15 protein-coding genes are annotated in these 11922 nt (G+C 67.6%); 11 read left to right on the plus strand and 4 right to left on the minus strand.

The features are described from left to right. Window positions 1-746 (plus strand): copper amine oxidase (locus QOC69_RS35160; protein WP_526447319.1); only part of this gene is annotated, 746 nt, incomplete at its 5' end. Between the two features lie 24 nt (window positions 747-770). On the opposite strand, the gene QOC69_RS35165 is transcribed toward QOC69_RS35160, so the two are convergent. Next, entirely contained in the window at window positions 771-1196 is a 426-nt protein-coding gene (locus tag QOC69_RS35165; RefSeq protein ID WP_526447321.1) for a MarR family winged helix-turn-helix transcriptional regulator, read from the minus strand. A 36-nt stretch (window positions 1197-1232) separates the two neighbouring features. Between QOC69_RS35165 and QOC69_RS35170 the strand changes: the two genes are divergently transcribed. From QOC69_RS35170 to QOC69_RS35185, 4 genes are all read left to right on the plus strand, one after another. Then, the gene (locus tag QOC69_RS35170) at window positions 1233-1919 is read left to right on the plus strand and encodes a class I SAM-dependent methyltransferase (protein ID WP_526447323.1); all 687 of its coding nucleotides are present in this window, start codon (window positions 1233-1235) and stop codon (window positions 1917-1919) included. A 120-nt stretch (window positions 1920-2039) separates the two neighbouring features. Then, entirely contained in the window at window positions 2040-2777 is a 738-nt protein-coding gene (gene pyrH, locus QOC69_RS35175; protein WP_526447325.1) for a UMP kinase, read from the plus strand. A gap of 45 nt (window positions 2778-2822) precedes the next feature. Beyond that, window positions 2823-3380 carry a ribosome recycling factor gene (gene frr, locus QOC69_RS35180; RefSeq protein WP_526447327.1) on the plus strand — a complete coding sequence of 186 codons (558 nt, stop codon included), beginning with the start codon at window positions 2823-2825 and terminating at the stop codon, window positions 3378-3380. A gap of 7 nt (window positions 3381-3387) precedes the next feature. Beyond that, window positions 3388-4317: a phosphatidate cytidylyltransferase gene (locus QOC69_RS35185; protein ID WP_526447329.1), complete on the plus strand. Its 930-nt coding sequence runs from the start codon at window positions 3388-3390 to the stop codon at window positions 4315-4317. Here QOC69_RS35185 and QOC69_RS35190 read toward each other — a convergent pair. Next, entirely contained in the window at window positions 4228-5175 is a 948-nt protein-coding gene (locus tag QOC69_RS35190; protein ID WP_526447331.1) for an EamA family transporter, read from the minus strand. The two genes, QOC69_RS35185 and QOC69_RS35190, sit on opposite strands and share 90 nt — an antisense overlap. Window positions 5176-5329: 154 nt before the next feature. Between QOC69_RS35190 and QOC69_RS35195 the strand changes: the two genes are divergently transcribed. Together QOC69_RS35195 and rlmN are read left to right on the plus strand one after the other, a co-directional pair. Continuing rightward, window positions 5330-6181 carry a LysR family transcriptional regulator gene (locus QOC69_RS35195; RefSeq protein WP_526447333.1) on the plus strand — a complete coding sequence of 284 codons (852 nt, stop codon included), beginning with the start codon at window positions 5330-5332 and terminating at the stop codon, window positions 6179-6181. 14 nt (window positions 6182-6195) lie between these two features. Next, window positions 6196-7287 (plus strand): dual-specificity RNA methyltransferase RlmN, encoded by a 1092-nt coding sequence (rlmN, locus tag QOC69_RS35200; protein ID WP_526447335.1) that lies wholly within the window; start codon window positions 6196-6198, stop codon window positions 7285-7287. Window positions 7288-7412: 125 nt separating this feature from the next. On the opposite strand, the gene QOC69_RS35205 is transcribed toward rlmN, so the two are convergent. Further along, a complete protein-coding gene (locus QOC69_RS35205) occupies window positions 7413-7967 on the minus strand; it encodes a TetR/AcrR family transcriptional regulator (RefSeq protein WP_526447347.1) in 555 nt (184 codons plus the stop codon). A gap of 163 nt (window positions 7968-8130) precedes the next feature. On the opposite strand from QOC69_RS35205, the gene QOC69_RS35210 reads away from it, so the two are divergent. Continuing rightward, entirely contained in the window at window positions 8131-9303 is a 1173-nt protein-coding gene (locus QOC69_RS35210) for a CaiB/BaiF CoA transferase family protein (RefSeq protein WP_526447337.1), read from the plus strand. 43 nt (window positions 9304-9346) lie between these two features. On the opposite strand, the gene QOC69_RS35215 is transcribed toward QOC69_RS35210, so the two are convergent. Continuing rightward, complete coding sequence (locus QOC69_RS35215) at window positions 9347-9601, minus strand: DUF2631 domain-containing protein (RefSeq protein WP_526447339.1); 255 nt, start codon at window positions 9599-9601, stop codon at window positions 9347-9349. 95 nt (window positions 9602-9696) lie between these two features. Between QOC69_RS35215 and puuE the strand changes: the two genes are divergently transcribed. The 3 genes from puuE to QOC69_RS35230 all read left to right on the plus strand — a co-directional run. Next, the gene (gene puuE, locus QOC69_RS35220) at window positions 9697-10620 is read left to right on the plus strand and encodes an allantoinase PuuE (protein WP_526447341.1); all 924 of its coding nucleotides are present in this window, start codon (window positions 9697-9699) and stop codon (window positions 10618-10620) included. Between the two features lie 79 nt (window positions 10621-10699). Then, a complete protein-coding gene (locus tag QOC69_RS35225; protein ID WP_526447343.1) occupies window positions 10700-11194 on the plus strand; it encodes a histidine kinase in 495 nt (164 codons plus the stop codon). Window positions 11195-11231: 37 nt separating this feature from the next. Continuing rightward, on the plus strand, window positions 11232-11922 hold a 691-nt coding region (locus tag QOC69_RS35230; RefSeq protein WP_526447345.1), incomplete at its 3' end, for a DUF4097 family beta strand repeat-containing protein.

An 11922-nucleotide genomic window follows, 5' to 3' on the forward strand; every position in this document is an offset into this window, starting at 1 on the left:
TCTACAACGACGCCTCCATCGAGGTAGAGGTCAAGCTGTCGGGCGTTCTCACCACGGGGGCCGTCGCCGACGATGAGGTTCCGCGCTGGGGCAAGCTCGTCGCTCCCGGCATCTACGGCCCGAATCACCAGCACTTCTTCAACTTCCGGCTCGACATGAGCGTCGACGGGCCGGGAAACAGTGTGTACGAGGTGGATTCGATCCCTGAGCCCGACCCGGCGCTCAACCCGCACCACAACGCGTGGATCACCCAGGACACGTTGGTGGCGTCGGAGGCCGAGGGCGCACGTGACTGGGACTGGAAGACCGGCCGCTACTGGAAGATCGCCAACCCTTCGAAGAACAACGAACTCGGTGCTCCGGTGGCCTACAAGCTGGTGCCGAAGGACATCGTGCCCGTGATGGTGCAAGAGGGCTCACACATCTACGACCGGGCCCGCTTCGTCCAGCACAACCTGTGGGTCACCAAGTACGACGAGTCGGAGAGGTTCGCGGCGGGGGACTACATGTACCAGTCGGCGGATGCGCAGGGCCTGCCGGACTTCATCGCCGACGACGCGCCATTGGAGAACACCGACGTGGTGCTCTGGTACACCCTCGGCGCCCACCACGTGGTGCGCCCGGAGGACTGGCCGGTGATGCCCTGCTCCTACACGGGATTCCACCTGAAGCCGATCGGCTTCTTCGACGGCAACCCGGCACTCGACGTGCCGCCGTCACCGCCGAAGGCGTGCCACCACCACTGACGCACGCGCTCCGGCGGATGCTCGCTAGCCGAGATCGGCGAGTATCCGCCGGAACTGGCGCCGGTCCTGCTCGCTGAGTGGGGCCAGCACCTTTCGTTCCGCCTCCCACACGCCGGCGTCGATCCCCTGCAGCAGTGCCGTGCCCTCGCGGGTCAGCTCGGCGGGCAGGGACCGACCCGCCGCAACCGTCGCGGGCCGAGACACCAGACCGCGCTCCTGCAGACCGCGCACCACCATGTTCATCGCCTGCGGCGAGACGTTGACGTCGCGGGCCAGTTCGGCATTGGACCGACCCGGTGAATGGGACAGGATCCGCATGCAGATGTATTGCGGGAACGACAGGCCCAGTGGCTCGAGCACCGCCGTCGTCACCTCGGAGCGCAGCGCGGCCGCCACCCGGTACAGGAGATAGCCCAGTGGCTGGCCGTCGGGTTCGGTCATGTCAAGCATCTTGACACATATCAACTAGATTGATAAACAGGAGTCATGACGAACCCTTCCGACGTACTGTTCGATTCCGCCTACCGTGGCGAGGCCGCCGAGATGGGTCTGGGCACCAAGCCCCCGTGGAGCATCGGTGAGCCGCAACCCGAGATCGCCGCGCTGATCGAGGCGGGCAGGTTCCACGGTGACGTGCTGGACGCCGGCTGCGGCGAGGCCGCCACGGCCATCGCGCTCGCCGAGCAGGGCGTCACGACGGTCGGCCTTGACCAGTCCGCGGCCGCGATCGAGCTCGCACGCGCCGAGGCTGCCAAGCGCGGCCTGACGAACGCCACCTTCGACGTCGCCGACATCAGCGCGTTCACCGGCTACGACGGCCGGTTCGGCACCATCGTCGACAGCACGCTGTTCCACTCCATGCCAGTCGAACTGCGCGACGGCTACCAGCAGTCGATCGTGCGCGCCGCCGCGCCGGGGGCCTCCTACTTCGTGCTGGTCTTCGACGCCACGACCATGCCCGCCGCCGGGCCGGCCCATCCGGTCACCGAGCAGGAACTGCGTGACGTGGTGTCGAAGTACTGGGTGATCGACGAGATCCGGCCCGCACGCATCCACGCCAACGTCGCCGAGAACTTCACCGGCTTCGCGGAGTTTGCCGGCACGGGCATTCAGGACGAGGGCAACGGCCGCATGTCGGTGCCAGCCTGGCTGCTGTCGGCCCACCTGGGTTAGCCGCCCGGTAGGCGACTCCCGGCGCCACCCCTGCGTTGCCGTGTGGCCGCGATGAGGCAGGATTGGTGGCGCCGCCCTCGCTGATCGCCGGGATGGCGATCGCATGCGAGGAGGAGTCTGATGGGGGAGCCAGTCGTCGCGGGGGCCATCCGGCCGATGTACTCGCGCGTGCTGCTCAAGCTGGGCGGCGAGATGTTCGGCGGCGGGCAGGTCGGCCTCGATCCCGACGTCGTCGCGCAGGTCGCACGGCAGATCGCCGAAGTGGTGCGCAGCGGCGCTCAGGTTGCCGTCGTGATCGGAGGCGGCAACTTCTTCCGCGGCGCGCAACTTCAGCAGCGCGGCATGGAGCGCACCCGGTCGGACTACATGGGCATGCTCGGCACGGTGATGAACAGCCTGGCGCTGCAGGACTTCCTGGAGAAGGAGGGCATCGTGACGCGGGTGCAGACCGCGATCACGATGGGTCAGGTCGCCGAGCCCTACATTCCGCTGCGGGCCCGTCGACACCTCGAGAAGGGCCGGGTGGTCATCTTCGGTGCCGGCATGGGTCTCCCGTACTTCTCCACCGACACCACTGCCGCGCAACGCGCGCTGGAGATCGGCGCCGACGTGGTGCTGATGGCCAAGGCCGTCGACGGCGTCTTCACGGCGGACCCGCGGGTGGACCCCACCGCCGAACTGCTCACCGCGATCACCCATCGGGAAGTCATCGACCGCGGGCTCAAGGTCGCCGACGCCACCGCGTTCAGCCTGTGCATGGACAACGGAATGCCCATCCTGGTGTTCAATCTCCTCACCGATGGAAATATCGCGCGTGCGGTCGCGGGTGAGAAGATCGGAACACTGGTCACCACCTGACGGGACAGACCCTCCGGGCGAGCGCTAGCGACGGGAGCAAGCACCTTGATCGACGAAACCCTCTTCGACGCCGAGGAGAAGATGGAGAAGGCCGTCTCCGTGGCGCGTGACGACCTGTCGTCCATCCGCACCGGTCGGGCCAACCCTGGCATGTTCTCCCGCCTCACCATCGACTACTACGGGTCGTCCACACCGATCACGCAACTGTCCAGCATCAACGTCCCCGAGGCGCGTCTGGTCGTCATCAAGCCGTACGAGTCCGGTCAGTTGCGCAACATCGAAGACGCCATCCGGAACTCCGACCTCGGCCTCAACCCGAGCAACGACGGCAACGTCATCCGGATCGCGATTCCCCAGCTGACCGAGGAACGCCGGCGGGAACTGGTCAAGCAGGCCAAGGCCAAGGGTGAGGACGCCAAGGTGTCGGTGCGCAGCATCCGCCGCAAGGCGATGGACGAACTGGCCAGGATCAAGAAGGACGGCGAAGCCGGCGAGGACGACGTGGGCCGGGCCGAGAAGGAACTGGACAAGTCCACGTCGACCTACACCGGCCAGATCGACGATCTGGTCAAGCACAAAGAAGGCGAGCTGCTGGAGGTGTGACGAGCGCATGCGCGACGAACCATCAATCGCAGCCGCCCCTTCAGTAACCATTTCCGTGGCAGACACCGACACCGCCTCTTCCGACGGGTCAGGCTCTTCCGCCGAGCCTCCGAAGAACGGCTCGCGCGCCGGCCGCAACCTGCCCGCCGCGATCGCCGTCGGCGCCGTGTTGGGGTTCGGCGTCATCGCCATCCTGGTCTTCGTCCCCTACGTGTGGATCGGCGTCGTCGCGGTCGCCATGGCCGTCGCCACCCACGAGGTGGTACGCCGGTTGCGCGCCGCGGGATATGCGATCCCGGTGCTGCCGCTGCTCGTCGGCGGTCAGGCCATGATCTGGCTCACCTGGCCGTTCGGGCCTGCCGGAGCGCTGGGCAGTTTCGGCGGCACGGTCGTCGTGTGCATGATCTGGCGGCTGCTGTCCGGCGGCCTGAAGGACGCGCCGGTCAACTACCTGCGTGACGTCTCGGCGACGGTGTTCCTGGCCGCGTGGATTCCGCTGTTCGGCGCGTTCGGCACCCTGCTCGTCTATCCCGATGACGGTGGCTGGCGGGTGCTCTGCCTGATGCTGGGGGTGGTGTTCTCCGACATCGGTGGCTACACCGCAGGCGTGTTGTTCGGCAAGCACCCGATGGTGCCCGCGATCAGCCCGAAGAAGTCCTGGGAGGGCTTCGCCGGGTCGCTGATCTGCGGCACCGCCGCCGCCGTGCTCGCCGTAACCTTCCTGCTGGACAAACCGGCATGGGTCGGCGTGCCGCTCGGCCTCATGCTGGTGATCACCGGAACGCTCGGGGATCTCATCGAATCCCAGGTCAAACGTGACCTCGGCATCAAGGACATGGGCACCCTGCTACCGGGGCACGGCGGGCTGATGGACCGCCTCGACTCCGTCCTGCCGTCGGCCGTCGCGACCTGGATCGTTTTGACGCTGCTGGCCTGACACTCGCGCATTCAGCCAGCACGCCGCCGCACCAAGAACCAGGCCGATGGCGATGCCGATGTCGACTCGCTGCCCGAGCATCATCCAGGACAGCAGTCCCGCCACCGCGGGGATGACGCAGAACAGCATCGAGACCGCCGCCGCCCCGTAGATGTTGATGGCCCGGACGTACAACGACAACGCCAGCGTCGCATTCAGCAGCACGACCGCGGCAATCGCCAGCACGGCATTCGCGGTGTGGTGGACGGCAAACGGAGTCAGAGCGGTCAGGACTGCAGCGGGCACCAAGGCGACCGCGTTCTGCACGGCGCTGGTGGCGCGGAAGTCCACGTCGGCGCAGAAGCGCTGCTGATACACGCCGCCTGCGGCCAGTCCGAGCAATGCCACTAGGAGCAGAATCAGCACCGGATCGACGCCACCGGTCTTGATCAGCCGACTTGCGCAGGCCGACAACACCGCGGCGACGCCGAGCACGAGCGCGAGAATCCGCCACGCGCCGAGGCGCTCCCGAAGGAACAGGGCGCCGAGGATGGCTGTGACGACGGGGTTCATCGCGATCACGACCGCGCCGAGTACCGCGGGCGCCCCACGTTCCAGCGCCAGGTACAGACAGCAGAACTGGACCGCCTGCATCAGCAGGCCGGTGACCATGACGTGGCCAAGCTTGCGGCCGGTGGGCCAGCGCACCCCGGCAAGCTTCGCCCAGGCGCCGAGGATCACCGCGGCCAGGCCGAACCGGAACACCAGCACCGCCATCGGCGTCATCGAAGCCACGGCCAGGTTGCCAATCGGATAGCCGAGCGCATAGGTGAACGTCACCGCCGAGGCAGCACGCAACGGCATCCGGGGTTGGCTCATGGAATCCATACTGTCCGCTGCGGTCAAAGCGGTCCAACGATCGTCGGCGATCCAGACTGATCGTCATTACTTATCGATAAATCGGGAATATGGCCGAGATGGGCGGGTGATCGACGTATTTGATGCGTTCTACTGATCGGAGTACCGTCGCGGCGTGAGTCAGATCCTCGATATCGGTCCGCTGCGCAGCGTGGTGGCGGTCGCCGACTGTGGCGGATTTCACCGCGCGGCAGCGGTGCTGCATCTGACCCAGTCCGCCGTCAGCCAGCATGTCCGTCGCATCGAGGCAGTGGTGGGCGGGCCGGTGGTCGAGAGGTCGGGGCGCGGAATGGTGTTCACCGTGCTGGGGCAACGCGTCCTCGGCCATGCTCGCCGAATCCTGGCCGCGCACGATGCGGCACTCGAGGATCTGGGAGCGGCCGACCAACGGATGCTCCTGATCGGCGCAACCGAACACGGCGCCGACGTCATGCTCCCCGCGCTGACCGGTGCGCTGGGGGATCGTCTGCCCGACTGGCGGATCCAGTTCCGGTTGGATCGCAATGTGTCGCTTGCCGATTCGATCGAGCAGGGGCTCGTCGACCTGGCCGTCATGCTCGACGGATCGGGGTGGGACCGGTCGAATGCGTCCGGAAGCGTGGAGCTGAAGTGGATTTCGTCGCGGAGTTTCGCGGTGCCTGCCTCGCAACCGCTCCCGTTGGTGATCTTCGCCGAGCCGTGTACCTTGCGCGAACCCGCGTTCGCCATCCTCGAGAAGATCGGTCTGCGCTACGAGATCGCCGCCGAGTGCTCGGATCTTTCGGGGCTCTACACTGCGGTGCGATCCGGCCTCGGCGTGGCGCTGCTGCCGATGATCGGCCGACTGCCCGATGGGTTGTGCCTGACGGAAGGCCTGCCGCCGGCCAACCGTGCGTCGGTGTTCGTCCGCGGCCGCACCGGCGTCGACGCCGACATGTTGACGGCCGTCGAGCAGACCGTTCGTGACGTGCTGGTCGAGCAGGCCTGATACTGGACGGGATCATGAAGCAAGAATTGGTATTCGACGCACCGCGACGCGGTATGCCGCCTCGGCATCTGGCCGACCTCGACGAGGCTGGCCGCGCCGCCGCCGTTGCGGAACTGGGGCTGCCCGCGTTCCGCGGTAAGCAACTCGCCAACCAGTACTACGGCAGGCTGATCGCCGACCCGCACCAGATGACGGACCTCCCCGCGGCGGTCCGCGATCAGGTGGCCGATGCGCTGTTCCCGCCCTTGCTGACGACGGTGCGCGACATCGAGTGCGACGCCGGTGAGACGCGAAAGACGCTGTGGCGCGCAGGCGACGGGACCACGTTCGAGTCCGTCCTGATGCGCTACCCACAGCGCACCACAGTGTGCATCTCGTCGCAGGCAGGCTGTGGCATGGCGTGCCCGTTCTGCGCGACGGGCCAGGGCGGGCTGACCCGAAACATGTCCACCGCCGAGATTCTCGAGCAGGTCCGTAGTGCGGCGGCGGTGATGCGCGACGAGCACGGCGGTCGGTTGTCGAACGTCGTCTTCATGGGCATGGGGGAGCCGTTGGCCAACTACAACCGGGTGCTCGCCGCGGTGCACCGCATCATCGCCGCGCCGCCGCACGGCTTCGGCATCTCGGCGCGATCGGTCACCGTGTCGACGGTGGGCCTGGCTCCGGCGATCCGCAAACTGGCCGACGAGCGCCTCGGCGTCACGCTCGCCTTGTCGCTGCACGCGCCCGACGACGAGCTGCGCGACACCCTGGTGCCGGTCAACAACCGGTGGAACGTGGGTGAAGCGCTCGACGCCGCACGGTATTACGCCGACGTGACCGGCAGGCGGGTGTCGATCGAGTACGCGCTGATCCGCGATGTCAACGACCAGCCCTGGCGCGGTGACCTGCTCGGCAAGAAGTTGCACGGTGCGCTCGGGCCACTCGTCCACGTCAACGTCATCCCGCTCAACCCCACCCCGGGCAGCCAGTGGGACGCCAGCCCCAAGCCCGCCGAGCGCGAGTTCGTCAAGCGGGTCCGCGAGCGCGGCGTGTCATGTACCGTGCGCGACACCCGGGGGCGCGAAATCGCCGCGGCGTGTGGTCAATTGGCCGCGGAGGGCTGAGCGGAGCGTCCCGTGCGAAATCGCCACCGCCGGAAGTGAGTAGCGCTCACGCGAAGTGCACGTTCTGCAGGCTCCCTCTCGAACTTCTTCGGCAAACCGTTGAACTCGCGGGCTTCCTGTCAGGCTCAGTCGCCGTCTGCGGCGCCCTTGATGCCGACCGCGTGCCGCAGCTGAGCCAGGAACTGGTCGGCGTCGTCACTGCGCACGATGTAGTGCGATACGGCGACCCGAATGGCGGTGGCCGCCTTCACCGAACGATTGGTTCCCTGCAACAGCCGCTCCAGGCGGGTCCGCATCACGGGGATCACCAACGACAGGTGCCTGATCACCACCTCGGGCTCGATGTCGATCACCCGGACGCCGGAGTAGGACTGCTGGTAGGAGACGATGAAACGCAGTGCAGCGTCGAGCTTTTCAGTGCCGCGAAGTCCGGCGGTGGCCTTGCTGACCCCGGAGTCGAACAGGTCGCGCTCGTAGCGGCCGAACGCGTCGAGGAGTTCCTCCTTCGACGCGAACCAGCGATACAGCGTCGGACGGGACACGCCGGCCTGTATCGCGACCTCGGAAAGGCTCAGCTTGGTCTGGCCGTTGCGTGCGAGTACCTCGGTGGTGGCCGCCAGGATCCGCCGCCGGGTCGAGGTGTCATCACTCGACGCGGCGGTGGCCTGCTCGATGGTCATCGGTTCACTCACTCCCAGCCCTTTGGCGTGAGCTGATGGTAAGTCCTGACCCCCGTCGACACGGGGAGGACGCCGGAAGGTTACCAATGCGTGGCCGATCGTAAGGTACCCGCAGGCTGCGACCGCGGCCGACGGCGCAATCGCGCACGACTGGAGGTTGACCGTGCCCGGACCGCTGACCGGAATCAAGGTCGTCGAGCTGGGCGTCTGGGTGGCGGCGCCTGCCGCCGGCGGCATCCTCGCCGACTGGGGTGCCGACGTGGTCAAGGTCGAGCCACCCACCGGCGACCCTGCCCGGATGTTCGGCCGGATGTTGCAGATCGAGTCGGGTGTGAACCCGCCGTTCGAGATGGACAACCGGTCCAAGCGCAGCATCGTGCTCGATCTGGGCACCGACGACGACCGGCGGGTGGCGTTCGAGCTGCTGGCGGAGGCCGACGTGTTCGTGACCAACGTGCGGCCCGCGGCGCTGCAGCGGCTCGGGCTGGACTTCGATGCGGTGGCCGGCGCCAACCCCCGCCTGGTGTACGGACTGATCACCGGGTACGGCATGGCGGGACCGGATGCCGACCGCGCGGCGTACGACGTCGCCGCGTTCTGGGCCCGCGCCGGTCTGGCCGACCTGCTCACCCGCCCTGGCGATACGCCGCCGTTCCAACGCGGCGGGATGGGCGATCACTCGGTCGGCATGACCCTGGCCGCCGCCGTGTGCGCCGCATTGATCGCACGCCAGCAGACCGGAACCGGCCAGCTGGTCTCGACGTCGTTGTACCGCCAGGGCGCGTACACGGTGAGCTTCGACCTCAACACGCTGCTGCTGACGGGCCAGCAGGTGGCGATCGGGCAGCGGGAGTCGATGGGCAATCCGTGCATGAACAACTATGCCGCCGGTGATGGCAGGCGGTTCTGGATCGTCGGACTCCAGGGCGACCGGCACTGGCCGGCGCTCTGCCGGGCCGTCGGGCGTACCGACTGGCTCGACGATGCCCGATTCGCCCGTGCGCGCGACCGCGCCGCCAACGCGTCGACGCTCATCGCCGCACTGGATGCGCTGTTCGCGACGAAGCCGCTCGACGAGTGGGCGGAGGTCTTCGCGGCCGAACCCGACTTCTTCTGGGCACCGGTCAACTCGATCGAAGACGTGCTGGCCGACGACCAGTTTCACGCCGCGGGCGGTGTGGTCTACATCCCGGACGGCGAGTCCACCCAGCCGATGGTGGCCACCCCCGCCGACTTCGGCGGCACACCGTGGGAGCCCCGGTCGGCCGCGCCGGCGCTGGGTGAGCACACCGAGGAGATCCTCGCCGAGCTCGCGAACCGCCGACGAGCGGATTGAGTTATCGGGTGCATGACCCCGGGGTCACGAGGGTGACGACGCGCTAGCGGGTCCACCCGCGGCGGCGCAGCCACCAATCGCGAAAGATCACGCCGAAGATCACCACGGCGAAACCGATCAGGAAGATGTCCTCGACATGGCCGACGTGGTTGCCGCGCAGCATGGCGAGCATGAAGAGCCCAGCCAGGATGCCGCCGATCTGGATCGCCCTGTGGCTGTCCTTGGACCAGCCCCACTTCGCCGAAGGCACGTCCTCGACGTCTACGCCGGTGTGTCGTTCGACCTCGGTGTTGGCCACGGCTGCTCCTCACGGTGGGTGTGAACGGGGTAATTCTGACATACGACGTGGCGTCGTACATCGGCCGTCGCGCGGTCGGCTGCCAGAATGCGAGCATGACCCAGGGCTACGGCGCAGGCGACTACCCGCGCGACATGATCGGCTACGGGCCCAACCCGCCCGACCCGCGCTGGCCCGGTGGCGCCAACATCGCGGTGCAGTTCGTCCTCAACTACGAGGAGGGCGCTGAGAACAACGTCTTGGACGGCGACGGGGGATCCGAGACATTCCTGAGCGAAGTCATTGGCGCGCAGGCGTTTCCGAATCGGCACATGAGCCTCGAATCGCTCTACGAGTACGGTTCGCGCGCCGGACTGTGGCGGGTGTTGCGGGTGTTCGACCGGCGCGGGTTGCCCCTGACGGTCTTCGGCGTCGCGGTCGCGCTGGCCCGCAACCCCGAGGCGGTCGCAGCGTTCACGGCCCGCGGTGACGAGATCGCCTGCCATGGTCTGCGGTGGCTGAGCTACCAGCTCGTCGAACCCGAGATCGAGCGCGAACACATGGCCGAAGCGGTCACGCTGATCACGACGCTCACCGGCGCCGCGCCGCTGGGCTGGTACACCGGCCGGGATTCGCCACAGACCCGCCGACTGGTCGTCGAGCACGGCGGCTTCCTGTACGACTCCGACTCCTACGCCGATGACCTGCCCTACTGGACGCACGTCGAAGGCACGGACCACCTCGTGGTGCCGTACGCGCTGGACACCAACGACATGAAGTTCGTCTCGGCGAGCGGATTCCCCAGCGGCACGGACTTCTTCACCTATCTGCGGGACGCGTTCGACGTGCTGTACGCCGAAGGGGCCGCGGGTGCCCCGAAGATGCTGTCGATCGGGCTGCACTGCCGCCTGGTCGGCCGCCCGGCGCGCATCGCGGCACTGGAGCGGTTCCTCGATCACGTGCAGTCCCACGACAGGGTGTGGATCGCCCGCCGGGTCGACATCGCGCGGCACTGGATCGAGCACTTCCCGCCGGCCTGACCTCGGAGAACGGCCGCGACACCACAGTGGCACCACTTTGACACTTGTACTGACGTCAGAGTGATGTCACCATGACGTCATGGATTTGCAGCCTTACGTCGACTCCGTCCGGCACGAGCTGAACGTCGCCGCAGGAGCCGGCGGCGCCGACGCCGCGGCGCTGGCCGATCGACTGAGCGCACCACTCGAGTCGGCGATCCGCCTGGCACTACTGGAGGCCTTGTCCGACGCGGCCGACGAGATCACCCGCGAGCTGGCGCCGGGATCGGTCGACGTGCGGTTGCGCGGGCGTGACCCGGCGTTCACCGTGACGCCGGCCCCCGATGAACCGGCGGCGGAGATCCCCGAGGTGGCCGCACCTGGTGACCTGGACGACGGCGGCACCTGGCGGGTGACGCTCCGGCTGCCGGAGAACCTCAGAACCGGAGTCGATGCGGCCGCCCGCGGCACGGGGCTGTCGGTCAACGCCTGGATGGTGCGCGCCATCGCCACTGCGCTTGGCGCGGACGCGCATGCGGCTCGAGGTCGCTCGCGCGGCGCCTCCGACAAGAACTTCAGCGGATGGGTCCGCTGAGTCAGCAATCCGGCTGAGTCAACAAAGAGGAGAGATGATGTCAACGTTCCAGACACCCGAACCCATCACGGCCGTCGTCGAGGTGGTCGCGGGCACGGTCCGCCTTGCGGCGACGGACCGCGAGGACACCGTCGTCGAGGTCCTGCCCCGAGACCCGAACAAGCCCTCGGATGTCCGGATCGCCGAGCAGACGCGCGTCGACTTCAACAACGGCACGTTGAAGGTCACGGCAGGCAGGCGATTCATTCAGTTGGGCCGCGGGGGAGCGGTCACCATCGACATCGGGTTGCCCTCGGGGTCCCGCTTGGACGCTTCGTCCGCCTCCGCCGACGTCCAGGTCGACGGCACCCTCACCGACTGCAAGCTGGCGACGGCGAGCGGACACATGGTGATGGACACCGTCACCGGAAGCGTGAAGGCGGACAGCGCATCCGGAGACATCGGCGTGGCCAACATGCGGGGATCGGCGAAGATTTCGACGGCATCGGGAGACGCCAGGATCGGCGAAGTCCACGGCGATCTGTTGTTCCAGGCGGCGAGCGGATCGCTCGTGGTCGGCGAGCTGCGGGGAAATGCGAAGTCGCGGACGGCTTCCGGGTCCGTCAGCATCGCCACGGCGGTCAAGGGCGCCGTCTCGACACAGTCCAGCAGCGGCGAGGTCCGAGTCGGCATAGCCGAGGGCACCGCGGCCCAACTGAACCTGCAGACCCGGTCCGGCACGGTCAGCA

The sequence above is a fragment of the Mycobacterium sp. genome, assembly GCF_032162105.1.
Classification (GTDB): Bacteria; Actinomycetota; Actinomycetes; order Mycobacteriales; family Mycobacteriaceae; genus Mycobacterium.